We start from the raw sequence: 26,278 nt of genomic DNA on the forward strand, positions 1-26,278 counted from the left end.
GCCTCAGCCTTTGGCGGTCGGGCAACCGGCATTTGTTCCGTCTCTGCGCGTGACCTACCTCCCATGACTGCCCAATCCGCTTTTGTGCTGCACAGCCGGCCCTATCGTGAAAGCAGCGCGCTTGTGGATTTCTTCACGCCCGAAGGGCGGCTACGAGCAGTGTTGCGCGGTGCGCGCGGCAAGGCGGGCACGTTGGCGCGTCCCTTCGTGCCACTCGAGGTCGAGTTTCGTGGTCGCGGGGATCTGAAAAGCGTCGGACGGCTAGACAGTGCTGGCCTGGCGTACTGGCTCGATGGCAACGCGCTATTCAGTGGCATGTACCTGAACGAATTGCTGATCCGGTTGCTGCCGGCCGAAGATGCTCATCCCGCCATGTTCGATCACTACGCTGCAACTCTACCAGCGCTGGCGGCTAAACGACCGCTGGAGCCGATTCTCCGTTCGTTTGAATGGCGCCTGCTAACCGAGCTTGGTTATGGCTTTGCCCTGGACCGGGATGTGGCTGACCAGCCCATCGCTGGCGATGGGCTATATCGTTTGCTGCCCGAGACCGGGCTCGAGCCGGTCGGGCATTTTCAGCCGGGTCTGTTCAATGGCGCGGAACTCCTGGCCATGGCAGAGGCCGATTGGAGTGTGCCGGGGGCTTTGGCCGCCGCAAAGAGACTCATGCGTCAGGCGTTGGCGCCGCATCTGGGCGGTCGACCATTGGTTAGCCGCGAACTGTTCATGAACATCAAGGAGGTCCCGCGTGACTGAAGCGAATCGAATCCTGCTCGGCGTTAATGTTGATCATGTCGCCACCCTGCGACAGGCGCGTGGTACCCGCTACCCGGACCCCGTCAAGGCTGCGCTGGATGCCGAGGAGGCCGGGGCCGACGGCATTACGGTACACCTGCGCGAGGATCGTCGGCACATCCAGGAGCGAGACGTGCTGATGATGAAGGATGCGCTGCAGACGCGGATGAACTTCGAGATGGGTGTCACCGAAGCGATGCTGGCATTTGCCGAGCAATTGCGGCCCGAACACGTTTGCCTGGTGCCTGAAACACGCCAGGAGCTCACCACTGAGGGCGGCCTGGATGTCGCGGGCCAGGAAGCTCGGATTCGAGAAGCGGTCAACCGCCTGGCTGCTTGCGGTGCTGAGGTGTCGCTATTCATTGACGCCGATCCGCGGCAGATTGAAGCGGCTGCTCGTGTGGGCGCGCCGGCGATCGAGCTGCACACCGGCCGTTACGCCGATGCGCATGGCGTGGCCGAGCGGGCCTGCGAGCTTGCCCGCATTCGCGACGGTGTCGAGTCCGGCTTGAGCCATGGGCTGATCGTCAATGCTGGCCATGGTCTGCACTACCACAACGCGGAAGCGATCGCCGCGATTCGTGGCGTCAACGAGCTGAACATTGGCCACGCGATAGTTGCTCATGCCTTATTCGTCGGGTTCAAGCAGGCTGTTAAGGAAATGAAGCACCTGATCCTCACCGCCGCAGCTCGCGGCTGACAACGCTAGGTGGCCCGCATAAGGCGGGTCACCTAGCGTTTGAACAGGTTTACCAGTACGGTCAGCGCAACGCTCAGCACAATCATCGACGTGATCGGAATGTACGTCTTGCTGCGTTCTGATTCGAGGCGAATGTCGCCGGGCAGCTTGCCGAACCAGCTCAGCAGTCCGGGCGCGTAGTGAAGGGCAACGCCGAGCAACAGCAACACGACGCCTGCGCCGATCAACCATTTAGCCATTTCCGCTCCCCCCCCCGCGCGTATTCGCTTGAGCTGCTCATCAGTGGTACGCCGCAAAGGCCGCCACTACCTGCTGCGACAGCACTTTCACCGGCTCGCTGCATTTTGCCGCGCTTAGCAACTTGATCTGGTACTCACCGAGTGTTGGCAGGTCGGCGTCTTCGTCCAGCCGTCTGAGCGGTGGCCTGACCAGGCTCAGCGGGTAGGGCGCAACTGCGAGATCGGCAATCATGGCAGCCTCCTGTCCAGCGCATTGCTCGCTGGAATAGGCGATGCGGTAGCTGCGACCGACACGGTCAAGTGCATCCAGAGCCTGGCGGCGCCAGGCACATTCTGCACTGGCCAGCGCCAGCGGCAACGGGTTGCGCCTCATCGCGACGCCACCCACCCGACCGGCCCAGACCAGTGGCTCACGGTGGACGACCTCGCCGCGGGTGTCGTCCTGACCAAGATTGCCAACGCTGATCAAGGCGACGTCCAGTTCACCTGCATCGATTCGCTGGATCATGTCGACGCTACGCCCTACCGACACATTCACCTCGATGCCGGGATGCGTTCGTGCAAAGAGCGACAATAGTCCCGGCAGGATATGTGTGCCGATGTCGGCTGGCGCGCCGAAGCGCACCTGGCCACTCAGGCTCGGCTTGATGAAAGCGCCCACGGCTTCTTCGTTTAGCTTGAGCAGGCGCCGAGCGTAACTGAGGAGTCGCTCGCCCTCAGCGGTCAGTGCGACGCGCCGGGCCTCTCGGCTGAACAAGGCGCAGCCCAGGGTGTTTTCCAGGCGTTTGATCTGCATGCTGACGGCGGACGTGGTGCGGAAAATCTGCGCGGCGGTGCGGGTAAAGCTGCCGCTTTCTGCAATGGATACGAACGTGCGCAGCACATCGATCTCGAGTAAAGGCATGGCGGATTGCGGCGGTCGTTCAGGCATCCCGGACATTGGTCAACCCTTCAATATTTCTTAAATGACGGTTCTATTCTAGTCGATTGTTTGAAGTGTCAACGAGGCTCAGTCTGGTTCTGTCGACATCAAGTCGTCGGCAGGCAACGGGTGCATTAATGCATCCCTTCTAGGCAGGAGCGTCTGATGAACTGTACAGAAGAGCAGTTGAAGCGTGATCGATCAGCGGGAATACAAGAGCCGTCCATTCCTAACGTGTATCTACCCGCGATGTGGCCGGTGGAGATGCACGCGTTAGCGCTCGACTGGTTCAAGGCATGGCGTAAGCGCCGCTTGTATCGGCGTCTGCTTCGCCTCAGCGACAGGCAGCTGCGCTTGCGTGACCTCAGCCGCCCCCTTCTGCTGGCGAAGGCTTCGACGCCGTTGCGGCAGATCGTGCAAGAACAGCGAAACGGGCGGGCTCGGCGTTAAGGCTTACGGGCGATCATCACGGCGCGCATCGGTGCGGGAAGACCTTCGATGGTCTTGCTGTGATCCTGCGGGTCGAGGAACTCGGGGAGCGACTGATAGCGCATCCAGTCGGTGCTGCGCTGCTCCTCGACGCTGGTGATACTGACGTCGACGCAGCGTACATCGACGAATCCGGCGCGGCGCAGCCAGCACTCAAGTGCGGCTAACGATGGTAGGAACCAGACGTTGCGCATCTGTGCGTAGCGGTCTTCAGGAACCAGCGCAGTGTGCTCGTTTCCGTCAACCACCAGGGTTTCCAGCACCAGTTCGCCACCCTTGATCAGGCAGTCTTTCAGGTCCAGCAGATGATCGACAGGCGAGCGCCGATGGTAGAGCACGCCCATGGAGAACACGGTTTCGAAGCCTTCGAGCTTGCTCGGCAGCTCCTCCAGCGCCATCGGCAAATGCCAGACCGGCAGGGAATCGAGGTAGCGCTTCATGGCGTGGAACTGGCAGAAGAACAGCCAGTTCGGATCGATACCGACAACCGAGTCGGCGCCCGCACCGAGCATGCGCCACATGTAATAGCCGTTACCGCAGCCGACATCGAGGATGCGCTTGCCGGTCAGGTTCAGATGTGGGGAGACGCGGTCCCACTTCCAGTCCGAGCGCCATTCGGTGTCGACATGCACGCCGAACACATCGAAGGGCCCTTTACGCCAGGGCGACAGGCCGAACAGGGCATCGTGTGTGATTGCGCGTGTGGCCTCGTCGCAGTCGGACTCCAGCCGGAAGGCCTCACGTAGCTCCACCCCACTAGGCTGGATATCAGGCAGTGCTTCGACGGCACGTCGCCAGCGCGGCAAGTCGCCGTGGCCAATGGCGAGTTTGGCGTCGAGTTGCGCTTGCAGGCCGTTGGCCCAGGCCGCCAGCGGGGTGCCGGCCAGGCGCCAGGCGAGGGGAGTCAGGTCGAGATTCATGGCAGGGCAATCAGGGAGGCAAAATTCAGGCATTGGAACCAGGGCACAACTTTGGAAAAACCGGCGTCCAGCAATCGCTGGCGATGGGTTTCCAGGCTGTCGGGTTTCATCACGTTCTCGATGGCGCTGCGTTTCTGCGCAATTTCCAGCTCGCTGTAGCCATTGGCACGCTTGAAGGCGATATGCAGCTCCGTCAGCAGATCCTGTTCTTGGTCGTCTTCGAAACGCAGCTTTTCCGAGAGGATCAGCGCGCCGCCCGGCACCAGCGCCTGGCGAATGGCGCTGAGCAGCTCAGGCCGCTGTTCAGGCGGGATGAACTGCAGGGTGAAGTTGAGGGCGACCAGCGAGGCCGGCTGGAACTGGAGAGCGAGCACGTCGGCTTCGATCACTTCAACCGGGAGCAGCTCCTGGAACATCGAATCCTGCCCGTGCAGATACTCACGGCAGCGCTCTACCATCGCTGCAGAGTTATCAACGGCAATTACATGACAGTTATCGGTCTTGACGTGCCGACGCAGCGCTTGTGTCACCGCACCCAGCGAGCAACCGAGGTCATACAGGCAGGTGTTCGGCTGGGCGAATTGCGCCGCCAGCACGCCGATGTTCTCGACGATGGTGGGGTAGCCCGGCACCGAGCGCTTGATCATGTCGGGAAACACCCGGACCACGTCTTCGTTGAAGACGAAGTCCTGGGGTTGGGCAAGGGGCTGGGCGAACAGGCGATCGGGTTCGTGGCTCACGGCGGCGTCTGGGCAGGCTGAAAAACAGGGGCGGCATTGTAGCGGAAAGCCGCGCCGATGGCCGTGCCCGAGTGGACGGCCGGTGCCCGTTCCCGGCTATTCCACTTCGATTCGGCAGTCGAACAGGCCGGCCGGTTCGGCGTCGGCTTCCCAGGGTCGCTGATAGGTGAGGTAGAGGCGGCCACTGCCGGCCTCGGCTGCCTCGAAGCGCCAGGTAGACAGACCATCGCCACCAATGACGTCGCTTTCAGGCGAGCTGAACACTTCCGGGCCGAGGCTTTTCAGTTGTTCGCTCGAAACCTCGCGCAGGTTCCAGCGATAACCCGTGGCGGGATTGCTTGGCAGGCTCAGGATCAGCATCTGGCCGGGCTGCAAGGTCAGAGGACAGTCAGCATCATCGCTCAGCGCGATACTGCTGGACGGGCCACTGGCGCAGCCGGCAAGCAGGAGCAAAGGGGCGAACGACGACAGCAGGCGGGTTACGGGCATAGGCGACCGACTCAAACAAGGGAAAGGAAACGCTCGGGCGTCGGTTGAACCATAAGACCCGCAGACGCGCGCGTAAAGCCATCTCTGCTGGCAGCGGATCCGGGCAGAGGGGCCGTGGCGCAGGGTTCACGGCCCCGCTTTGTCAGAACAGGACCTTGACCACGTCGCTGAAGCGCTTGGCGAAATGCATCGTCAGCCCTTCCTTGAGGTAATCCGGCAGTTCTTCGAAGTCACCCCGGTTCAGCTCGGGAATGATCAGCTCGTAGAGCTTCAAGCGCCGCGCGGCGATTACTTTTTCCCGCAACCCGCCGATGGGCAGAACCAGCCCGGTCAGGGTCAGCTCACCGGTCATGGCCACGCCTTTCTTGGGCGCCTGGTTGCGTGCCAGCGAGAGCAGGGCGCTGGCCATGCTGATGCCGGCGCTGGGACCGTCCTTAGGCGTGGCGCCTTCAGGCACGTGCATGTGCACAAAGGCCTGGTCGAAGAATTTCGGGTCGCCCTTGAACTCCTTCAGGTGGGAGTTCACGTAGCTGAAGGCGATTTCGGCCGACTCTTTCATCACATCGCCGAGCTTGCCGGTGAGCTTGAAACCACGGTTGAGCGTATGGATCCTCGTCGCCTCGATGGGCAGCGTGGCGCCTCCCATGCTGTTCCAGGCCAGACCGGTGACCACGCCAACCCCGGTGAGCAACTGCTCGGGATGCCAGAACGGCATGCCCAGGTAGCTTTCGATATCTTTCGGGCCAATCTTGATCTTGCTCTCGGGCTCGTCGAGCAGCTTGACCACCGCCTTGCGCACCACTTTGCCGAGTTGCTTATCCAGCTGGCGTACACCCGCTTCTCGTGCATAGCCTTCGATCAGACTGCGCAACGCGCTGTCGCTGATCGCCAGACGAGCCTTGGGCACGCCGGCACGCTCCAACTGTCGCGGCCAGAGATGACGCTTGGCGATGGCCAGCTTTTCCTCGGTGATGTAGCCGGACAGCCGGATGATTTCCATGCGGTCGAGCAGTGGGCCGGGGATCGAGTAAAGGCTGTTGGCGGTGCAGACGAACAGCACCTTGGACAGGTCCACGCGCAGGTCGAGGTAATGGTCGAGAAAGCCGACGTTCTGCTCGGGGTCGAGGGTCTCCAGCAGCGCCGACGCCGGGTCGCCCTGATGGCTGTTGCCGAGCTTGTCGACCTCGTCGAGCATGATCACCGGATTCATCACCTCGACTTCTTTCAATGCCTGGACCAGCTTGCCGGGCAAGGCGCCGATGTAAGTGCGTCGATGGCCTTTGATCTCGGCCTCGTCACGCATGCCGCCGACGCTGAAGCGATAGAAGCGGCGCCCGAGTGACTCGGCGATGGACTTGCCGATGCTGGTTTTGCCCACGCCGGGCGGGCCCACCAGCAGCACGATGGAGCCGGAAATTTCGCCACGGAAGGCGCCGACGGCGAGAAACTCGATGATCCGGCTCTTGATGTCGTCGAGCCCGGCGTGGTGAGCATTGAGCACCTTGCGCGCATGTTCGAGGTCCAGCTTGTCCTCGCTGTACAGGCCCCAGGGCATGGAGGTGGCCCAGTCCAGATAGTTTCGGGTGACGGCGTATTCCGGGGATCCGGTCTCCAGCACTGATAGCTTTTGCAATTCGTCGTCGATGCGTTTCTGTGCCGCGGGTGGCACGACCTTGCCCTCCAGTCGCGAGCGAAATTCATCGGCGTCGGCGCTGCGGTCATCCTTGGTGATGCCGAGTTCCTGCTGGATGATCCTTAGCTGTTCCTTAAGGAAGAACTCGCGCTGGCGTTCGCCGATCTTGCGGTTCACTTCGCCGGTCAGCTCCTTCTGCAACTTGGCGACCTCGACCTCCTTGCGCAGCAGCGGGAGGACCTTTTCCATGCGCTTGAGTACCGGCACGGTGTCGAGCACTTCCTGCAGTTCCGGGCCTGGCGCAGTGGTCAGCGCGGCGGCGAAATCGGTCAGGGGCGAGGGCGCGTTCGGGCTGAAACGGTTGAGGTAGTTCTTCAACTCTTCGCTATACAGCGGGTTGAGCGGCAGCAGCTCTTTGATCGCGTTGATCAGCGCCATGCCGTAGGCCTTCACCTCATCACGCGGGTCTTCGTCGCTTTGCGGGTAGTCCACTTCCACCAGATACGGCGGCTTGCGCCGCAGCCAGCCGCGGATTCGCACCCGCGCCAGACCCTGGGCTACGAATTGCAGTTTGCCGCCTTCTTTCGATGCGTGATGCACGCGAACCATGGTGCCGTGCTCGGGCAGGCTGTCCGGGTCGAAGCTGGCAGCATCCTGCGCCGGCGAGTCCATAAAGAAGAGGGCCAGGCGCTGATGCGGCGTTTTGGAGACCAAGTCCAGGGTTTCGGCCCAAGGCTCTTCGTTGACAATGACCGGCAGCACCTGGGCCGGGAAGAACGGCCGGTTGTGGATCGGGATGATGTACAGCTTGTCGGGCTGCTCCTGGTCCGGCAACACCAGCCCGGTAGATGAATGGTCCTGCTCGAGGTCCTGATGGATGTCGTCGTTCATGCGGCACCTGTGGCGAGTACGTGATCTTTAGATGGGTATCCGACAAATGATTTCAATCCAATCCCGTCATCGACCGTTGGGGCTGGCTGTAAAAACGGGTTTGCCTCCGGTAGAGTGCGGCAATACGTCAGGTATCCCCCATGCTCAACGCACGTCTGCTTCGCCTCGATGACCAGGCTCACGAACACGCTCACGACTACCACCAGTTGGTCATGTCGCTGTCGGGCTGCGCCGAATTTGAAGTGGACGGGACGGGTGGAGAGGTGTGCCGTATGCGTGCCTGCCTTGTGCCGGGATACGCCGAGCACGAGTTCGCCGGCAAGGGCGACAACCGCATGCTCATCATTGACCTCGATGAGAATGACCTGAGTGCCGACGACCCACGCCTGCTGGCGCAATTGTTCGAAACGCCGCGTTACCCCGCGCTCGACGCTGACTTTCACAACCTGTTGAACTATGCCGGTGCCGAACTGGCCCGTTACGGCAGTGACCCCTTGCTGGCGCGGGCGCTGGGTGGCGTGTTGTTGCGTGCGTTGCACCTGCGGGTGTTCGGGGAAGGCACGCGCCAGCCGACTGGTCCACTGGACGTAGCCCGGCTGGATGCACACATCGAAAGCAACCTTGCTCGACGGATTACCGTTGCCGAGCTGGCGCAGGTCGTCTGCCTGAGCCCCAGCCATTTTCACGCGCAATTCAAGGACAGCGTTGGCCTGACGCCGCATCAATACCTGCTCAAAAGCCGCCTCAACCGTGCCGCACGGCTGCTACGCGAGAGTCCGCTGCCCTTGGTTCGGATTGCTGAGGAGTGCGGTTTTTCAAGCCAGAGTGCCTTGACGACGGCGACGCGCCGTTATCTGGGGCTGACGCCTAAAAAGCTGCGACACAGCGACGGCTAGAACGATAAAACGCACCGCATCGGTGCGTTTTTCATTTTTCAGCTAACTTTTTGCACCGCTCTAGTGAGCTTTTATGACCGTATTTCGACGGCCACGTAAAGCCGTAGGTTTTTGTAAAAGTTCAGTAGATATCTGCAACAACGCAAAACTCTCTCGCCGTAGATTCCCCTACCCGTTTGGCGGCCACCGCTGCGCCATCATTGGTGTGGGCGACCCGCCGGGCCTGATTCATCACAACAACACTCCACGAGAGGAGCGGCGCGATGTTCAAAGCCGGTCAAGTCTTGCAGGGCGATTTCGCCAATCTGAAAGCCGCCGAATTCTTCCCCGCCATCAGCGCGAATTACAGCGTTGACGAGGCGGCCTACCTGAACGAGCTGTTGCAACTCGCCGACCCCGGCGAGGCAGGCATCGAAGCCATTCGCCGCGAAGCACGTGGCTTGATCGAAGCCGTACGCGGCCGTGATAACGCCGTTGACACCCTCGACGCGCTGCTGCGCCAGTACAGTTTGGACACCCACGAAGGCCTGATGCTGATGTGCCTGGCCGAAGCGCTGTTGCGCGTGCCGGACTCGGCCACCGCTGACGCTTTGATCCGCGACAAGCTCAATGCCGCCGAGTGGGAACGCCACCTCGGCCAGAGCGACAACGTGCTGGTCAACTTCGCTGCCTGGGGCCTGGTGATGACCGGCAAGGTGGTCGATCCGGAAAACGCCGATGGTCGCCCAAAGAATGTCATCGGCCGCCTGGTCAAACGCTCCGGCGAACCCGTTATCCGCGCCGCGATGAACCAGGCGATGAAGCTGATGGGCAAGCAGTTCGTGCTGGGCCGCACCATCTCTGAGGCGCTGAAGAACGGCCGCCCCGAGCGCGAAAAGGGCTACACCTATTCGTTCGACATGCTCGGCGAAGCGGCACTGACTGTCGAGGACGCGCGCAAGTACATGGCCGACTATCGTCAGGCCGTGGAAACCGTTGGCGCAGAGCCCCAGGTAGGCCTCGGTCCACGTCCGTCGGTGTCGATCAAGCTGTCGGCGCTGCATCCGCGTTATGAAGTGGCTCAGCGTGAGCGCGTACTGACCGAGCTGTTCGCCAGCGTCCGCGAACTGGCGATCCTGGCGCGCCGCCTGGATGTCGGCATCACCATCGACGCCGAAGAGGCCGATCGCCTCGAGCTGTCGCTGGAGCTTTATGAAAAGCTGATGCGTGACCCAGCCATCGCTGGCTGGGGCGAGTTTGGCCTGGTCATTCAGGCGTATTCCAAGCGTTGCTTGCCGGTGCTGGTCTGGCTGACCCTGCTGGGCAAGGAGCTGAATGCACGGATCCCATTGCGTCTGGTGAAGGGTGCCTACTGGGACAGCGAGATCAAGCAGTGCCAGGTCCAGGGCCTCGACGGCTATCCGGTCTACACCCGCAAGGAAGGCACCGACACCTCCTATCTGGCCTGCGCTCGCTACCTGTTGTCCGAACAGACACGTGGCGTGATCTACCCGCAGTTCGCCAGCCACAACGCGCACACCGTCAGCTGCATCCTGTCGATGGTCGGCGCACTGAAGACGCCGCGTGAATTCGAGTTCCAGCGTCTGCACGGTATGGGCGACGCGCTCTACGACACCGTGATCGAGAAGTACCGCAAGAACGTGCGCATCTACGCGCCGGTCGGTGCGCATAAAGACCTGCTGCCGTACCTGGTTCGTCGTCTGCTGGAAAACGGCGCGAACTCCTCGTTCGTCCACCAGCTGGTCGACCCGCGCGTACCGGTCGATTCCCTGATCGACCACCCGGTGACCCAGCTGCGTCAATTCAAGACTCTCGGCAACCATCGCATTCCGCTTCCGCCGGCGCTGTACGGCAACCGGACCAACTCGCAAGGCATCAACATGAACATCCAGACCCAGTGGAACGAACTGTCCAGCGCCTATCAGACGTTCCTTGGCCGCCAGTGGCAGGCCGCCCCGGTAATCGCCGGACAGAAGCTCACCGGTGCGCCGCACAAGGTGCACTGCCCGTATCAGCTCAGCCAGGAGGTGGGCACCGCTCAGTTCGCCACCGCCGAGCAGGCCAAGCAGGCTATCGACGGTCTGGCCGCTTTCTGGCCGCGCTGGAACGCCACGCCGATCGAACAGCGCGCACAGATCCTCGAGCGCCTTGGTGACCTGCTCGAAGCCAACCGTGCCGAGCTGATGGCCATGTGCACGCTGGAAGCAGGCAAGACCCTGCAGGACGGCATCGACGAAGTCCGCGAAGCGGTGGACTTCTGCCGTTACTACGCGCTACAGGCCCGCCTGAAGCTCGGTCGTGAAGAGCTCAAGGGCCCAACCGGCGAGCGCAACGAGCTGTTCCATGAAGGCCGCGGCGTGTTCGTCTGCATCAGCCCCTGGAACTTCCCGCTGGCGATCTACCTCGGTCAGATCACCGCGGCGCTGGTGGCCGGCAATACCGTACTGGCCAAGCCAGCCGAACAGACCAGCCTGATCGCTGCCCGCGCGCTGGAGCTGATGTTCGAAGCCGGCCTGCCGAAGGAGGCGATTGCCTTCCTGCCCGGCGACGGCGCCACGCTCGGTGGCGTGTTCTGCCGCGATCCGCGCGTGGTGGGCGTGTGCTTCACCGGCTCCACTGACACGGCACGTATCATCAACCGCCAGCTGGCCGAGAAGGAGGGCGCCATTGCTGCCCTGATCGCCGAGACCGGTGGCCAGAACGCGATGATTGTCGATTCCACCGCGCTGCCTGAGCAAGTGGTCAAGGATGCCGTCGGTTCGGCCTTTACCAGCGCCGGTCAGCGTTGCTCGGCCCTGCGCGTGCTCTACGTCCAGCGCGACATCGCCGGCCGTGTGATCGAACTGCTCAAGGGCGCCATGGCCGAGCTGAAGGTCGGCCCGACCCACCTGCGCGAAAACGACCTCGGCCCGGTGATCGATGCCGAAGCGCGCGAGGGCCTGCTGGCGCACATCCAGCAGCTCAAGGCCGAAGGCAAGCTGATCGCCGAAGCAGAGCTGCCTGGCAGCCTCAACGGCCATTTCGTGGCGCCGGTAGCGTTCGAGATCGGCAGCATTCTCGAGCTGAAGAAGGAGCAGTTCGGTCCAGTTTTGCACGTGGTGCGTTTCGATGCGGCCGATCTGGAGAAGGTCGTCGCCGACATCAATGCCACCGGTTACGGCCTGACGCTTGGCGTGCACAGCCGCAACGAGGAAACCGCTGAGCGCATTGAAGCCCTGGCGCGGGTCGGCAATCTCTACGTCAACCGCAACCAGGTCGGCGCGGTGGTCGGCGTGCAGCCGTTCGGTGGCTGTGGCCTGTCCGGTACCGGTCCGAAGGCGGGTGGTCCGAGCTACCTGTTGCGCTTCGTCAACGAGCGCACCACCTCGACCAACACCACGGCTGTCGGCGGTAACGCGTCCTTGCTGTCGCTGGGTGACGACTGATCGTCGACTCGGCAGGAAATGGCTGGCGGCTCGGTTCAGAGACCGCCAGCTCATCAAAACAACCAGAACAGTTGGCGGATCGCTCTTCCGCCTCTGATGGGCTCAGGTGAGCCCGTCCCGGTGATGGCGCGAACCGCCATCGCCCTCTGCCAGGTGGGATCGGGAATACCCTCGCGCCCATCAACAACAACTAACGAGGGAACAAAATGAGCATCAGTACTCCTACTTTGATCACGTTCGTGATCTACATCGGCGCGATGCTGTTGATCGGCTTCATTGCCTACCGTGCAACCAAGAACTTCGATGACTACATCCTCGGGGGACGTAGCCTGGGCAGTTTTGTCACGGCACTGTCTGCCGGCGCTTCGGACATGAGCGGCTGGCTGCTGATGGGTTTGCCGGGCGCAATTTTCGTCGCTGGTCTTTCGGAAAGCTGGATCGCCATCGGCCTGATCGCCGGTGCCTGGCTGAATTGGCTGTTCGTGGCCGGACGCCTGCGTGTACACACCGAGCGCAACAAGAATGCGCTGACCCTGCCGGACTACTTCTCGCACCGTTTCGAAGATGAAAGCCGCATGCTGCGCATCTTCTCGGCGCTGGTCGTGCTGGTGTTCTTCACCATCTACTGCGCCTCGGGTGTCGTGGCTGGTGCGCGGCTGTTCGAGAGCAGCTTCGGCGTGCCGTACGACGTCGCGTTGTGGATCGGTGCAGCAGCCACCATTCTTTACGTGTTCATCGGCGGCTTCCTCGCGGTCAGCTGGACTGACACCGTGCAGGCCACCCTGATGATCTTCGCGCTGTTGATCACCCCGGTGTTCGTGATCCTGGCACTGGGCGACATGGGCGCTGCGATGGACACCATCGCGACCCAGAACCCAGCCGCTTTCGACATGTTCAACGGCCTGTCCTTCGTTGCCATCATCTCGTTGCTGGCGTGGGGCCTCGGCTATTTCGGACAGCCGCACATCCTGGTGCGCTTCATGGCCGCCGACTCGGTGAAGACCATCCCCAACGCCCGCCGCATCGGCATGGCGTGGATGATCCTGACCCTGGCCGGTGCCGTGGCGGTGGGCTTCTTCGGAATCGCCTATTTTGCAGGCCATCCGGAACTGGCCGGCCCGGTCAGCGAGAACGGTGAGCGTGTGTTCATGGAGCTGGTGAAGATCCTGTTCAACCCCTGGGTGGCGGGCATCATCCTTTCCGGTGTGCTGGCTGCCGTGATGAGTACGCTCAGTGCCCAGCTGCTGGTGAGTTCCAGCGCCCTGACTCAGGATTTCTACAAGGCCATGCTGCGCAAGAACGCCTCACAGACCGAGTTGGTCTGGGTCGGTCGTGCGATGGTGCTGCTGATCGCCTTCATCGCCCTTGGCATCGCTTCGAACCCTGACAGCAAGGTGCTGGGCCTGGTGTCCTACGCCTGGGCCGGCTTTGGTGCCGCCTTTGGGCCGGTGGTACTGATCTCGCTGCTGTGGAAGCACATGACCCGCAATGGCGCGCTGGCTGGCATGGTCGTCGGTGCGGTCACTGTCGTGGTCTGGAAGGAATTCATTGGCATGGGTCTTTACGAGATCATTCCCGGCTTCATCCTCGCCAGCCTGGCTATCGTGATCTTCAGCAAAGTCGGCGCCGGTGCTTCACCGAGCATGCTCAAGCGCTTCGAAGACGCCGAGAGCGAATACCAGGGTCGCTGATTCATTGGCCCACCCAAAAAACCCCGCTGCCGGTGTTCCGGCAGCGGGGTTTTCTTTTATGCACTACCGCCTACCGCTGGTCGGCAGTGGCTCATGCGGCGGACTCAATCGTCGACAACAAGGTTCCTGCGATCGTCCTTTGCGCCAGCGGCGATCAGGTGCTCGGCCATGTCTTCGGTCACGTGAACGCTGTGACCGCTGATATGCGCCATGGACATGCGGGCCGCAGGATCTGTCGAGACACGGACGTCCTTGATTGCGCTGGTATGGGTAGCGTTTTCGAGTGTGGTTGAACAGGTGCCGTTATCGGTATCGAGATGGACTGTCATAGCGGGCTCCTTGGGTTGCGCTGAAACCGCACAGAAAAGTGCAGCTACTGAGAGTGAGACCGTGGCCAAGAGGATCCGTTTGGCGTGCAGCGCTGATCGAGCCTGATGGAAGCACGCCGGAACATGAAAATTATGCTGATCAAGTGATGGCGATAGGCTAGCCTGATGCGGCCAGCAGGTTGCCAAGGAAGGCGGTAGTCCCAACGGTAATCACGATGGCGGAGCCAGCCAGATGTTCAACGGTGTTTTGCGGTCCAGTTTATTTATGCTGTGTTGCGCATTTGCGGCGTCTGCGCAGGCCCAGCCTTTTAGCGCGCTTGTCGTCGACGCCCAGGGGCAGCCGGTTGCGGGCGCCGTACTCAGCCTGACGGGCACGGCACAGGTCAAGCCAAGCGCCGCAGCGGTCATGGATCAGATCGACAAACAGTTCGTGCCGGCGGTGCTCGCCGTAGCGACCGGCACAGCGGTGAGCTTCCCCAATCGTGATGACATCCGTCATCAGGTCTATTCCTTTTCCCCTGCCAAGCGGTTCGAACTGCGCCTCTACGAGGGCACGCCGAGCGCACCAGTAACCTTCGACCAACCAGGCCTGGTGATACTGGGCTGTAACATTCACGACTGGATGCTGGGTTACGTCTACATCACCGATGATCCCTGGTTTGGCGTCAGCGACGCAGAAGGCCGCATCCAGCTGGACGCGCCTGCCGGCGAGTATCCAGCGACTCTCTGGCACCCGGCCCTGGTGGATATGCAACCAATCGATGCGGGCACGCTGCGGCTGGGCGAGGCGCCGGTCGAGCTGAAGCTGCCGGTTGCGGCTACTGCCGCGCTGCAACCTTCGGCTCCGGCCCCCACGGCGTTCGCCGATGCTTTCAGGAAGGCCACCCGTGACGCGCAGCCTTAGCTTCCACGCGCGACTGTCGTGGATCCTCGCCGCCTTTCTGCTGGTGGTGATCGCCGCGTTGTATTTCTCTGTGCGCCTGGTCACCGAGTCGGCCGTGAGCAGCCAGGCCGCTGAGCGGCTGGAGTCAGGTCTACGGGTATTCGAGCGCTTGCTGGACATGCGTGGCCGCCAGTTGCGCGACGGCGTTCAGGTGCTGGTTGCCGACTTCGGCTTCAAGGAAGCTGTCGCCAGCGGCGACACGCTTACCTTGCAATCAGCCATGACTAATCAGGCGGCCCGTATCAGCGCCAGTGAGGCAATGCTGCTGGATCTCAACGGCAAGGTGCTGGCGTCGAGCCTGTCGAATGTCAGACCGGGCGATACCTTCCGTTACGCTGACGAGCTGCGCGCGGCGCGTCAGCAAGGACTGACGATGCTGGTGGTTTCACTGGATCGGCAGGCGCACCTGATGGTCGAGGCCGAAGTTCGCGCACCGCTGCCCATCGCCCGTGTGGTGATGGGCTTTGCCATGGACCAGGCGCTGGCGGGCGAACTCAAAGAGCTGACTAGCCTGGACGTGTCGTTCCTGACCCGAGAGGGCGAAAGTAAGGGCGAGCTGGTCACCACGCTCGCTTCAGAAACACGCGACGATTTGATCGATGGATGGAGTCGGCATGACCATGCAACGGGCATCGAGGAATTGCTGCTCAACGGTGAGCGCTATCTCAACGAGGACATCGTGCTGTCGGTGGGTGAGAACTTCAGTGTCATCGCGCTCGTGCACCGGTCGCTGGATGATGCCTTGGCCGGCTTCCATCAGCTCGATTCAAGAATTCTGCTGATCGCCTTTGTCGGGCTGATCGCCTCGCTGCTTGGAGCGCTGCTGCTGGCGCGCAGCCTGTCCGAGCCGGTCAATGCGCTGGCCCGGGCGGCCGAGCGGGTTGGGCGCGGCGATTACCAGACGCCAATCGAGCTGGATCGTGGTGACGAACTGGGCGCGCTGGCCAGCGCCCTCAACCAGATGCAGAGTGGCATCGCTGAGCGCGAACAGCTGATCGCCCACAACATGCTCCACGACGATGTGACCGGGCTGCCGAACCGCTCGCTGGTTGGCGAGCTGCTCTCAAATGCCATTGGCGCCGGGCGAACCACCGCGGTGCTGCACATCGGCATCGGCAATCTGGCTGGCGTGCAGGACAGCGGCGGCCCCGAAGGGGTTGATCAGGCGCTGCGTGAGCTGACCCAACGCCTACAGGCCGGTTTGCAACCTGGTGACCACCTGGCGCGGATGCTCAGCGACGAATTCCTGCTGATCGTCAGTGATACCTCGGCGGACAACGCCTTCAGCGCGGCGGTGGCGGTGCAGCAGGCGCTGGCCTTGCCGGTACGCGTCGCCGAGCTGGAGATGCGCATCGAGGCGCACATCGGCGTGGCCGGTTACCCGGACGATGCCGGCAGCGTCGACGAATTGCTGCGGCGCGCACGGATCGCCATGCAGGACGCCGCGCAGCTGCCGGACGGCCTGCAGCTCTACCAGCACGGCCGTGACGATGCCCATCAGCGGCAGATCACCCTGATTCGAGACTTGCGCCACGCCGCTCAGGTTGGCGGGCTGCATTTGCATTTTCAGCCGAAGATCGACCTGGAGTACGGTCGGGTTTATCAGGCCGAGGCGCTGCTGCGCTGGAATCACCCGGTCCACGGCATGGTGTCGCCCGGCGAATTCATTCCATTGGCTGAGCGCACTGGCAGCATCCAGTTGCTGACCGCCTGGGTGATCGAGGCGGTGCTGCGGCAGCTGCATCTCTGGAACGGTCGCGGCCTGTACATGGAAGTGTCGTTGAACATCTCCGCCGAAGACCTCTCCAGCCTGACTCTGGAACAGCGGGTCGGGGAGTTGCTGCAGCGCTATGTCATCCCTGGCGACCAGCTGGTATTCGAGATTACCGAAAGCGCGATGATGCGCGACCCGGATCGCGCCCTGGCGATGCTCCATCGGTTGCGCTCGCTGGGCATTCGGCTGTCGGTCGACGATTTTGGCACCGGCTACTCGTCACTTGCTCAGCTGCGGCGCATGCCGGTGCAGGAGCTGAAGATTGACCAATCCTTCATTCGTGAGCTGGATGACACCTGCGGTGATGCGGTGATCGTCCGTTCGACCATCGACATGAGCCACGCGCTGGGCCTGAAGGTCGTGGCCGAAGGCGTCGAGCATGGTGAAACACGCGACCTGTTGCGGGCCTGGGGTTGCGACACACTGCAAGGTTATTTCTTCAGCCGCCCGTTGCCGGCCGACGTCTTCGAAACCTGGTTGAAGCAACAACCTCATCTGGCCGCGCGGCCGCGCAAGGAGCATTCATGAGAGGTTGGCGAACGCTGCTGCTGGCGGTGTGCTGGGCGCCGATGTTGGCCAGTGCCGATGCAGGCCGTCTGTTGGCCACCGGCGGGGCGACCAGTCTGGAAGGGTCGGCGGGTGGGGGGATTACGCCCTGGGCCGTGCTGGCGGGGTACGGTGAGCGCGGTGAGTGGGGCGGCGACGTCTTCGCTACCCGTGTCGAGACTGGCGACTACCGACTGGACGTCGCTGGCGTGGCGGTGGCCTTCGATAACCGCCTCGAGTTGTCCTTTGCGCGGCAGCGCTTTGATCTCGGCACATTGGCGCGCGACCTTTCGCTCCCCGAGAACAGCCTCAGCCAGGACATCATCGGCGCCAAACTGCGGCTGTTCGGCGATCTGGTCTACGACCGGCTGCCCCAGGTGTCGCTAGGTGTGCAGCATAAGCGCCAGAAGGATTTCCTGATCCCGTCGCTGGTCGGCGCGCAGCGCGATGAAGACACCGAGGCCTACCTCACCGCCAGCCGCCTGATCCTCGCGGGTGCCTTTGGCTACAACCTCCTGCTCAATGGCGGCGTGCGCTACAGCCGCGCCAATGAGCTGGGCCTGCTCGGATTCGGCGGCGACCGTCGCGACAGCCGCAGCCTGCTCAAGGAGGGCTCGGCTGCCGTGTTGTTCAACCCAAGCTGGGCGCTGGGCGTTGAGTACCGTGAAAAGCCGGACAACCTGTCCTTTGCGGGCGAAAGCGACTGGGCCGATCTGTTCCTCGGCTACTTCCCCAACAAGCGCCTTGCCGTGGTCCTGGCTTATGCGCGGCTGGGTGAAATCGCCACGTTGGATAACCAGGATGGCCTGTACCTGTCCGTCCAGGGGAGCCTCTGATGCGCCAGTTTGTCCTGCTGTTTTGCCTGTTGCTTGGTGCCTGTGCTGGGCAAGCGCCCAAGGATGACAGCCTGTATCGGCAGCTCGGTGGCGAGCCCGGTGTGACTCGGATTGTCGAAGGCATGCTGCTGCGCATTGCTGGAGACCCCCGCATCGTCGAGCATTTTCAGGACATCGACATCCAACGCCTGCGCGACAAGCTGATTGAGCAGGTCTGCGCCGAGGCGGGCGGTCCCTGCGTCTACACCGGCGACAGCATGGAAGAAAGCCACAAAGGCCTGGCGTTGACACCCAGCGACTTCAACGCGTTGGTGGAAAACCTGCAGGCGGCGATGACCGTCGAGGGCGTGCCGATCCCTGTGCAGAACCGTTTGCTGGCGCGCCTGGCGCCCATGCGCGGGCAAGTCATCGAGCGCTGACTGCGCGAGCGGTGAGACCGAAGCGAGCCGCTGCGACCCGGCCGCTCCTAGAGCATCGTTTGATCGCTCCGCTCGCACCTTTACCCGCCAAAACTGTCCGGTCGCGAGCGAAGAGCGCTTCGAGACGCTATGCTTTCGTTCTAACCCGACCGTCCGTTGCCAGCGCTGCGCCACAAGCGTTCGCGTCTAGTCAGTGGAGGCGGGGGCTAGGTCCCCGCAGCACAAGGAATACAAGACTAATGAATGTGAGCACCCCCACCCTGATCACTTTCGTGATCTATATCGCGGCGATGATTCTCATCGGTTTCACCGCCTACCGCGCCACCAAGAATTTCGACGACTACATCCTCGGCGGGCGCAGCCTCGGCAGTTTTGTCACCGCTCTTTCTGCGGGCGCTTCGGACATGAGCGGCTGGTTGCTGATGGGCTTGCCCGGCGCGATTTTCGTTGCCGGCTTGTCCGAGAGCTGGATCGCTATTGGCCTCATCGCCGGCGCCTGGCTTAACTGGATATTCGTCGCGGGGCGGCTGCGTGTGCACACCGAGCACAACCACAATGCGCTGACCCTGCCGGACTATTTCTCCCATCGTTTCGAGGACACCAGCCGCCTGCTGCGGATCTTCTCGGCGCTGGTGATTCTGGTGTTCTTCACCATTTACTGCGCCTCCGGTGTAGTGGCCGGTGCACGTCTGTTCGAGTCGACGTTCGGCATGGATTACGGTACGGCGCTGTGGGTCGGTGCGGCAGCGACCATCCTCTACGTGTTCATCGGCGGTTTCCTGGCGGTGAGCTGGACCGATACCGTGCAGGCCACGCTGATGATCTTTGCGCTGTTGATCACGCCGGTGTTCGTCATCCTCGCCCTGGGCGACATGGGCACCGCCATGGACACCATCGCGGCCCAGGACCCGTCGAATTTCGACATGTTCAAGGGGCTGTCCTTCATCGCGATCATCTCGTTGCTCGGCTGGGGCCTTGGCTACTTCGGCCAGCCGCACATCCTGGTGCGCTTCATGGCTGCCGACTCGGTGAAGACCATCCCCAACGCCCGCCGCATCGGCATGGCGTGGATGATCCTGACCCTCGCAGGCGCTGTAACCGTAGGCTTCCTCGGCATTGCCTACTTCGCCGATAACCCCGCGCTGGCCGGCCCGGTCACCGAGAACGGCGAGCGTGTGTTCATGGAACTGGTCAAGCTGATGTTCAACCCCTGGGTGGCCGGCATCATTCTCTCCGGCGTGCTGGCCGCCGTCATGAGTACGCTCAGCGCGCAGCTGTTGGTCAGCTCTAGCGCATTGACCCAGGACTTCTACAAGGCTTTCCTGCGCAAAGGTGCCTCGCAGACTGAACTGGTCTGGGTTGGTCGGGCCATGGTGCTGCTGATTGCCTTGATCGCAATCGGCATCGCGTCGAATCCGGACAGCAAGGTACTGGGCCTCGTGTCCTACGCTTGGGCCGGCTTTGGTGCAGCCTTTGGTCCGGTGGTGTTGATCTCACTGGTGTGGAAGCGCATGACCCGCAACGGCGCGCTCGCCGGCATGTTGGTCGGCGCGATTACCGTGGTGGTCTGGAAGCAATTCATCGGTCTAGGGCTGTACGAAATCATCCCTGGCTTCATTCTCGCGAGCATCGCCATCTATGTGGTGAGCATCATGGGCAAGGAGCCTGCGGCTTCCATTCAGCAGCGTTTCGAAGTGGCTGACGCGGAATATCACGCGGGCTAGGAAGGGGCCGTGTGGGGATCAGGGCCTGCTGAGCGATCAGCGCAGCAAGCCTTGAAACCGTCATTCGTGATTGGCGCCGCGCCGCCGCAAGAATGGGCTGTCGCCCATTGATGCAGCATTGGATACTGTGCGCCGGGCGCCGTTGAGTGGCGCACGTCAGGAAATTCAGGAGTATTCCAATGAAAGCGCAATCTACGATGATGATCCGGGCCATGGCCGTTGTATTGGCTTCTGTACTGATGACTGGCTGCAGCCTGCGCTTGCCAGGCGTCGGTATCGATATCGGCGACGGTGGTGGGCATGGTGGTCATGGCGGAACTCATTGCCCGCCGGGCCAGGCGAAGAAAGGAAACTGCTGATACAGGCTTGAAATCGCAGGCTGAGCGGCATGTTGCTGTCCAGCAGTGGCGATATGATTTTCACGGTAATCCTACGGCCTGGCTTCCGAATCCCAATTCCGGGGCATCAACCGCACCGCGTGTCCATCACGCCCCGTATGCACGAACCTTTCGGAACCGTCGCCTTGATGAGTACAACGCATCCATCAAAGCGACGTCGATCATTTTCACGTCTCTAATGGCCACTCTCGTGAACCCAGCTCCGTCTGGAGTGGGGTTTTCGTCACCAGTCGGCTCTGCCGTTGGCCGCGTATTTCTGGAACTCGGTGCAACGCTGATAGGTGTCCTTGTCATCGATCAGATTGGATGCACAGCGGCCATAGGAGACGGCCTCCAGAACAGTCAGGCCGTGCCGTTTCGACAGGTAGTATTCGATCGGAAGCAAGGTCGCCATGTAGCCGAGCTCATCGTGGGCATCGAATATCGCCTTCTGTACAGCCTTCGGGTCACCCGATTTATCCACCTCCTTGTACAGATGATTGAACGTCCATGCGGTTCTATCCGTGGTCTCCAGACTGGCGCGCAGATAGCTTGTTGCCTTGTTGTTATTGCCAGCTAGGAAGTGCGCCATGGCGAGCCGATTGCTCACCGCGGCATTCCCGGCCAATGCAGGCGGAACAGTGCGTCGTTCCACCTTTTGCAATGCTCTCTTCAGAGCCGCCTTGTCGCCAGAGACCAACGCATTGAGACCAAACAGGTAGTCGACGGAGGCGAAGCGGGGTGGCGCTGCGCCGGTACGACGGCGGCGCTGCTCGGGCGAAGCCTTCCAGGCCGATTCGCGTACCATGCTTAGCCGATCGGCTTGATAAATGCTTTTTTCCGACTCGGTCAGTTGCTGGGTACAACCCGTGAAGTTCACGCTGATGTTCTTGCCGTTTCTGATCAGGCATCCTTCAGTGCTCTGCATCCTTCGCTCTTCGGCTTGCGAGCCGTAATCGGCTATGCGGCGGAGCGCCATTTTCAGGCCATCGAGCGAATATTCGCTTTTCAACAGCAGGTCGGTCGCAAACAGGTCGGCAGCGGTTTCTTGCTCGCCGTTCCAGCGCCGGTAGATCAGGCCCTTCGAGGCCGCTTCGACAGAATCGCCGAGCAGTAGCGTGTAGCCGCCAGCTCCGGCTGCCCATCCGCCGACCTTGATCAGGTCGACTGCGGCTTCCTGCATCCAGCCCTTGATATTGTCCCGCTCGTAGACATGCCCGAGCTCATGGGCAATTACCGCCGCTATTTCGTCCTCGGAGCCGGCCTGGGCGACAAGGCCGGCCGAGACCACGATGCTGGTAGATGACAGCGAATACGCTTCGTATCCACCGAACGAGTCAACCAACACCACGCAGTTGCAAGGCGTGCCTTGGGCGTTCTCCAAGCGTGTACGGATGCGCTGCATGTACCTGATCAACTCGAGGTCCTGAACGGCGGTTCGATCCATCTGATGTAGTTGTCGGATGTCATTGATATTGACTCGCCGGTCGTAACCCGCCATTTCCTTCATGGCGCTGTATTTGCCGTCACTGGCGCAGCCGGCTAGCAACGCGCTACCCGCTAGAGCAAGAACACCGAGGATTCGTTTCACCGGCATCCCTCCCCGGCACCCTTGACTGTTGCGGAGCGAGAATCCAGGGCAAGTATCACCGGCACGGTGTTGCAGGCATCGACCACCAGCGTTTCGTTTTGCAGCGTCACATCCGCGCGGCCAATGCGGTAGCGCTCCCCGTCGGCCCTGAATACCAGCGTGCCGTCGGACTTCTCGGTCTGAGCGCTGAGCGGAAACTTCAGTTTGCCGAGCTCGGCTACTGGTCTGAATGCACCGGTCTTGAGTGACTCCACTTCGGTGAACTCAGGAGAGGGAATTGCACTGATCTTTACGTTCTGCGCCTGTGTCGCTTGCATCAGCATCAAGCCCATCACCATGGCTGCGAGTCGTCCTTTCTTCATGTCGTTCTCCCTGTTGTGTGTCGTATTTCGATTCGGTTGTCAGAACCACCTCGCGCAAGAGCGGGGCCAGCGCAATGAGCGTCAACCAGCCTTCCGGTGCGATACGCCAGACCATATAAAACGCGCAGTACAGAGCCACCACGACGGCGCAAAGCAAGAACCACCAGGCCAACCAGCGTATAGCTACCACCAGCAGAATCTCGCTTTCGAGTATTCGGTTGATGGTCCTGTTGCTGTAGCGGCGCACATGCATGGCGGCGGCGATCAGCAGCATCAGCAGAGCCAGGCTGATCGAGGTGATGTCGTGCTCATGGATATAGCTGGCACCGTGCCGCTGCAAATTTTCGAGCGCCGCCGCATGCAGGTAGACGCCTTCTATCAAACCGTACAGCGGCGACGGCAGATAGTCCTTCATGCTCGGCATTACCACCCCAACCAGCACCACGAAAGGCTCTCCCGGATTGAGATGCGGAGGTCGCAGGCTAGCGGGTTCGTCTGCGTACAGGTCGGCCAAGCGTACCTGATGAAACGGCAGGCACGACGCAGGCGGTGGCTGCAGCGCATCGCCGAAACCGATGGCGCGTCCGAGCATGTTGAACAGGTCCCGCGCCACTCGGGCCCATGCATGTCCGGCATCGCTGCTGCCGCATCCGGGCTTGTCGACCAGCTCCCATTGAACGGCCAAGTTTGGTTGGTCAGGCTGCGCTAACCAATCACAATTTTGGCCCCGGCGGGCGCACAGGGCCTGATAGAGCGCCGTAGCGGCCATCGGAGCGTTAGCGGCACCAGCACTGTCGCCGCCAGTACGCAGCGGCGCATGCAGCGGGTAGAAATCTCCGTAGCCTTCCCAGGCAGTGACCGCCAGCGGCGGTCGCCCGAGTGCCTGGTATGCCTCTGGCGACATCGGCATGAAGCTGCCGCCACCGGAAAGAAGGAGAGGAGCGGCTTCGGGCTGATCCTGCAGACGCGAGAGCAGCCGGCCCAACCGGGTCATGTCCCCGCTGATGGCCCGCGGTTTCTCGAAAAATATATCGTAGAAAACCGCAGCGGGTTTTTCTCTGGATAGCACCAGATCCCGAAGTATGCGCCCGTGGTCGACATAGGTGAGGGGCCAGTCATCGGCGGTAAGCCAGCCCTTTCCCTGGTTGTGCAGGCCTTCAATGCTGTCGTGGTCGATCGCCACGACTGTTATCGGCGCCGGGGGGGAGGGCGCGAGGTAGGCACCCAAGCGGGCAAGCTCGTCAGAGATGGCCTTGTCCGATGCCGTAGACAGCCCGAGTGGGTCGCTGCCAAGCGCCCAGTAGCCAAGAAGAAAATATAGGATGAACCGCACCGGCTTTCGCGTGAGCACAGCTTTGAGCTGCCGGTCGAAAACGTGCAGGAAGGCATTCAGTGCAGCGCTGATGCGTTTTGCAGTCGTCTGCTCCTCAGGATGCGTACCGTTGATGTTTGTGTTGGCTTCCTCAGACATCATTTGATGCAGCCAACCCAACAATACTCATCCAGACCCTGCAGCGCAGTGGGAGTGGTCGGCGCCGAGGGTCGGCCCGAACCCGGCTGCTGACCTTGCAGCCACGTTCCATATGTATTCATCTGTGCTCTCCTTGGCACTTTGCAAATCCGTTTCGCTCGATTATGTCGGATTAGGTGATAACGGGATAGTTCCGCCTGCCCATCGATGGGTGCGCACCGATTAAACAGTGCAGAACTGTTTCAGCGATCCTTTGACCAAAGGCCGCAGCGTCGTATGGTCTGAGCCGAGAATCCTGCGCTCAGCTCGGTAGTCTTCTGAGCTGGCGAAGCCCATGACCGCGCCAGAGTCTGTCCGTTACGGAAGCGGTCCATAAGCGCGGCGCCAGTTGTGATATTCCCGAAGCGATATGGCCGCTCATCCTCCGAGCGGCTTAGCTATTTGACAGGTCCAAGCTTTCTGCCACGGTTAGTGGAAATGCGTGTACCGCTTGTGGTCGGCAAGCCCGGCAGAGCTCGTATCGCTAACAAGGCCTGTAAAACAAAAACAATAATCGAGGAAACTCCCATGCTCCCAAGCAAGTTGGCTTCAGCCTGCGCGCGTGCCATCGTTGGTGTCATGCTGGTTGGCGGTGTCGGCATCGCTGCCGATGTTCAGGCTCGCTCCAAACCGATCAAGCCGCCCGTATCCCACAACGAGTCCCGCGAACAGGACTCGCGCGTCTTCGTCCCGGTCGTATCGCCTTTGGCAGCATTCCCCGGTCTGCCCAGCGAACGCTGGACCGGTATCCACGAAGGGGCGTCCTACCAGATCGAAGTGCCACCCAACTGGAACGGCATGCTGATCATGTACGCGCACGGCTACCGTGGCACAGGACCGGAGCTCACTGTCGGGCCGCCACCGATCCGGCCATGGCTGCTGCAGCAGGGCTACGCTTGGGCCGCTTCGAGCTACAGCAAGAACTACTACGACGTACGTGCAGGCATTGAAGATACCAACGCCCTGGCGCTCGCCTTCAGTGAGCTGACCGGCAAAGCCCAGCCCAGCAAGACCTACATCACCGGGCATTCCATGGGCGGCCATGTTGCGGCCGCCGCGGTGGAAGCCGAAACCTACGCCACCGCCAATAACCCGCTGCGCTACAGCGGTTCGGTGCCGATGTGCGGCGTTACTGGCGACGTCTATGAATTCGAATACCTGATGAACTTCACCCTGGCTGCCCAGCACCTGGCAGGGCAGCGGCCGACCACATTCCCGGCGACGGACTTCCAGGCCAAGCTCCCGCTGATCATCGGCGCGTTGTGGGACAGCTACCCGACCGATCCGTCGCCGCAGGGAGAAAAGCTTGAAGGGGTCGTTCGTGAGCTCAGCGGTGGCGAGCGGCCGATCTTCGCTGAAGGTTTCCGCACCGGCCTGCAGAGCGTCGTGCTGGGTACGGGAGGGCAGGACGGTTCGGTGAACGGCATCTTGGCCGACTCGCTCAGCGGCAACCTCGCCACCCGCTATCAGTTCGACACGAACAAGGCGATGTCCCGCGAGGAACGCGAGTTCAACGACTCGATCATCCGCGTGATCGGTCATCCACCGGCCAACAGCATCCGCCCGGACGGCCTGCGCTGGATCCCGGTGGTGAATGGCCAGTTCAACGTCCCGGTGGTCAGCATCCACACCCTGGGCGACCTCTACGTGCCGTTCAAACACCAGCAGATCTATCGCCGCAACGCTGTCGCCAACGGCAACGGCGACCTGCTGGTGCAACGCGCCATCCGAGCACCCAGTCACTGTGATTTCACTTATCAAGAACAGGTCGAAGCAATGGCTGCGATGCTGCAGTGGGAACAGCAGGGCATCAAGCCAGCCGGTGACGAGGTCCTCAATCCGCGCGTAGTGGCCAACCCTGCCTATGGCTGCCAGTTCACGCGTAACGACGGCACCCAGAACCGGACCGCGCTGCCTGCTTGTCCCGGGAGTTGATGAACCGGCCCTTTGATCCGAGCCGGGATCATTGACCGAAAAAAGCCCTGCCAGTCAGGGCTTTTTTGCGATCAGAGAAAAGCAAATGGGCATCACGAAGCA

The 26,278-nt window shown here is 61.7% G+C and carries 23 protein-coding genes; 13 read left to right on the top strand and 10 right to left on the bottom strand.

The genetic code is table 11. From position 1 onward, the window contains the following. The first annotated feature begins 63 nt into the window (after window positions 1-63). Together recO and pdxJ are read left to right on the top strand one after the other, a co-directional pair. Window positions 64-756, top strand: coding sequence for a DNA repair protein RecO (gene recO, locus CXK96_RS06960; RefSeq protein ID WP_102835747.1), 693 nt, complete (start codon window positions 64-66; stop codon window positions 754-756). Beyond that, window positions 749-1,495, top strand: coding sequence for a pyridoxine 5'-phosphate synthase (pdxJ, locus tag CXK96_RS06965; protein WP_102835748.1), 747 nt, complete (start codon window positions 749-751; stop codon window positions 1,493-1,495). Before recO ends, pdxJ begins: the two co-directional genes overlap by 8 nt. A 32-nt stretch (window positions 1,496-1,527) precedes the next feature. Here the strand turns inward: pdxJ and CXK96_RS06970 are convergent, their stop codons facing one another. Together CXK96_RS06970 and CXK96_RS06975 are read right to left on the bottom strand one after the other, a co-directional pair. Continuing rightward, complete coding sequence (locus CXK96_RS06970; protein WP_102835749.1) at window positions 1,528-1,734, bottom strand: DUF2905 domain-containing protein; 207 nt, start codon at window positions 1,732-1,734, stop codon at window positions 1,528-1,530. Window positions 1,735-1,774: 40 nt separating this feature from the next. After that, on the bottom strand, window positions 1,775-2,665 hold the full coding sequence (locus CXK96_RS06975) for a LysR family transcriptional regulator (protein ID WP_102835990.1): 891 nt from the start codon (window positions 2,663-2,665) through the stop codon (window positions 1,775-1,777). Between the two features lie 156 nt (window positions 2,666-2,821). Here CXK96_RS06975 and CXK96_RS06980 point away from each other — a divergent pair, with 156 nt between their 5' ends. Continuing rightward, on the top strand, window positions 2,822-3,106 hold the full coding sequence (locus CXK96_RS06980) for a hypothetical protein (protein ID WP_180981500.1): 285 nt from the start codon (window positions 2,822-2,824) through the stop codon (window positions 3,104-3,106). On the opposite strand, the gene cmoB is transcribed toward CXK96_RS06980, so the two are convergent. The 4 genes from cmoB to lon form a co-directional block, all read right to left on the bottom strand. Beyond that, window positions 3,103-4,065: a tRNA 5-methoxyuridine(34)/uridine 5-oxyacetic acid(34) synthase CmoB gene (gene cmoB / locus CXK96_RS06985; RefSeq protein ID WP_102835751.1), complete on the bottom strand. Its 963-nt coding sequence runs from the start codon at window positions 4,063-4,065 to the stop codon at window positions 3,103-3,105. The two genes, CXK96_RS06980 and cmoB, sit on opposite strands and share 4 nt — an antisense overlap. Then, on the bottom strand, window positions 4,062-4,805 hold the full coding sequence (gene cmoA / locus CXK96_RS06990; RefSeq protein WP_102835752.1) for a carboxy-S-adenosyl-L-methionine synthase CmoA: 744 nt from the start codon (window positions 4,803-4,805) through the stop codon (window positions 4,062-4,064). Before cmoA ends, cmoB begins: the two co-directional genes overlap by 4 nt. Before the next feature lie 96 nt (window positions 4,806-4,901). Then, entirely contained in the window at window positions 4,902-5,294 is a 393-nt protein-coding gene (locus CXK96_RS06995; RefSeq protein WP_102835753.1) for a protease inhibitor I42 family protein, read from the bottom strand. A gap of 142 nt (window positions 5,295-5,436) precedes the next feature. Continuing rightward, window positions 5,437-7,818: an endopeptidase La gene (lon, locus tag CXK96_RS07000; RefSeq protein WP_102835754.1), complete on the bottom strand. Its 2,382-nt coding sequence runs from the start codon at window positions 7,816-7,818 to the stop codon at window positions 5,437-5,439. A gap of 140 nt (window positions 7,819-7,958) precedes the next feature. Here lon and CXK96_RS07005 point away from each other — a divergent pair, with 140 nt between their 5' ends. From CXK96_RS07005 to putP (CXK96_RS07015), 3 genes are all read left to right on the top strand, one after another. Then, the gene (locus CXK96_RS07005) at window positions 7,959-8,714 is read left to right on the top strand and encodes a helix-turn-helix transcriptional regulator (RefSeq protein WP_102835755.1); all 756 of its coding nucleotides are present in this window, start codon (window positions 7,959-7,961) and stop codon (window positions 8,712-8,714) included. Window positions 8,715-8,977: 263 nt separating this feature from the next. Then, the gene (gene putA / locus CXK96_RS07010) at window positions 8,978-12,139 is read left to right on the top strand and encodes a bifunctional proline dehydrogenase/L-glutamate gamma-semialdehyde dehydrogenase PutA (RefSeq protein WP_102835756.1); all 3,162 of its coding nucleotides are present in this window, start codon (window positions 8,978-8,980) and stop codon (window positions 12,137-12,139) included. A 206-nt stretch (window positions 12,140-12,345) separates the two neighbouring features. Then, entirely contained in the window at window positions 12,346-13,830 is a 1,485-nt protein-coding gene (gene putP, locus CXK96_RS07015) for a sodium/proline symporter PutP (protein ID WP_102835757.1), read from the top strand. 104 nt (window positions 13,831-13,934) lie between these two features. Here the strand turns inward: putP (CXK96_RS07015) and CXK96_RS07020 are convergent, their stop codons facing one another. After that, window positions 13,935-14,159, bottom strand: a complete 225-nt coding sequence (locus CXK96_RS07020) for a DUF3203 family protein (protein ID WP_102835758.1) — start codon at window positions 14,157-14,159, stop codon at window positions 13,935-13,937. 232 nt (window positions 14,160-14,391) lie between these two features. Between CXK96_RS07020 and CXK96_RS07025 the strand changes: the two genes are divergently transcribed. The 6 genes from CXK96_RS07025 to CXK96_RS07050 all read left to right on the top strand — a co-directional run bounded on the left by CXK96_RS07025 (window position 14,392) and on the right by CXK96_RS07050 (window position 20,760). After that, on the top strand, window positions 14,392-15,063 hold the full coding sequence (locus CXK96_RS07025; protein WP_102835759.1) for a methylamine utilization protein: 672 nt from the start codon (window positions 14,392-14,394) through the stop codon (window positions 15,061-15,063). Next, window positions 15,047-17,404: a putative bifunctional diguanylate cyclase/phosphodiesterase gene (locus tag CXK96_RS07030; RefSeq protein WP_256061585.1), complete on the top strand. Its 2,358-nt coding sequence runs from the start codon at window positions 15,047-15,049 to the stop codon at window positions 17,402-17,404. Before CXK96_RS07025 ends, CXK96_RS07030 begins: the two co-directional genes overlap by 17 nt. Continuing rightward, complete coding sequence (locus CXK96_RS07035) at window positions 17,401-18,258, top strand: DUF3034 family protein (RefSeq protein WP_102835761.1); 858 nt, start codon at window positions 17,401-17,403, stop codon at window positions 18,256-18,258. Before CXK96_RS07030 ends, CXK96_RS07035 begins: the two co-directional genes overlap by 4 nt. Continuing rightward, entirely contained in the window at window positions 18,258-18,677 is a 420-nt protein-coding gene (locus CXK96_RS07040) for a group I truncated hemoglobin (RefSeq protein ID WP_102835762.1), read from the top strand. The genes CXK96_RS07035 and CXK96_RS07040 overlap by 1 nt, the downstream gene beginning before the upstream one ends. A 239-nt stretch (window positions 18,678-18,916) precedes the next feature. Further along, a complete protein-coding gene (gene putP / locus CXK96_RS07045; RefSeq protein ID WP_102835763.1) occupies window positions 18,917-20,401 on the top strand; it encodes a sodium/proline symporter PutP in 1,485 nt (494 codons plus the stop codon). 179 nt (window positions 20,402-20,580) lie between these two features. Next, a complete protein-coding gene (locus tag CXK96_RS07050) occupies window positions 20,581-20,760 on the top strand; it encodes a hypothetical protein (RefSeq protein ID WP_102835764.1) in 180 nt (59 codons plus the stop codon). 262 nt (window positions 20,761-21,022) lie between these two features. On the opposite strand, the gene CXK96_RS07055 is transcribed toward CXK96_RS07050, so the two are convergent. The 3 genes from CXK96_RS07055 to CXK96_RS07065 are packed head-to-tail and all read right to left on the bottom strand — an operon-like array spanning window position 21,023 to window position 24,202. Continuing rightward, window positions 21,023-22,369, bottom strand: coding sequence for a M48 family metalloprotease (locus CXK96_RS07055; RefSeq protein ID WP_256061586.1), 1,347 nt, complete (start codon window positions 22,367-22,369; stop codon window positions 21,023-21,025). Further along, a complete protein-coding gene (locus CXK96_RS07060) occupies window positions 22,366-22,731 on the bottom strand; it encodes a hypothetical protein (protein ID WP_146030696.1) in 366 nt (121 codons plus the stop codon). The genes CXK96_RS07055 and CXK96_RS07060 overlap by 4 nt, the downstream gene beginning before the upstream one ends. Beyond that, window positions 22,634-24,202 carry a CHASE2 domain-containing protein gene (locus tag CXK96_RS07065; RefSeq protein WP_219807522.1) on the bottom strand — a complete coding sequence of 523 codons (1,569 nt, stop codon included), beginning with the start codon at window positions 24,200-24,202 and terminating at the stop codon, window positions 22,634-22,636. The genes CXK96_RS07060 and CXK96_RS07065 overlap by 98 nt, the downstream gene beginning before the upstream one ends. Before the next feature lie 567 nt (window positions 24,203-24,769). Here CXK96_RS07065 and CXK96_RS07070 point away from each other — a divergent pair. Continuing rightward, window positions 24,770-26,176 carry an alpha/beta hydrolase gene (locus CXK96_RS07070; RefSeq protein WP_102835768.1) on the top strand — a complete coding sequence of 469 codons (1,407 nt, stop codon included), beginning with the start codon at window positions 24,770-24,772 and terminating at the stop codon, window positions 26,174-26,176. Window positions 26,177-26,278 lie beyond the last annotated feature (102 nt).

Source organism: Stutzerimonas stutzeri, from assembly GCF_002890895.1.
GTDB classification, from domain to species: Bacteria; Pseudomonadota; Gammaproteobacteria; order Pseudomonadales; family Pseudomonadaceae; genus Stutzerimonas; species Stutzerimonas stutzeri_AB.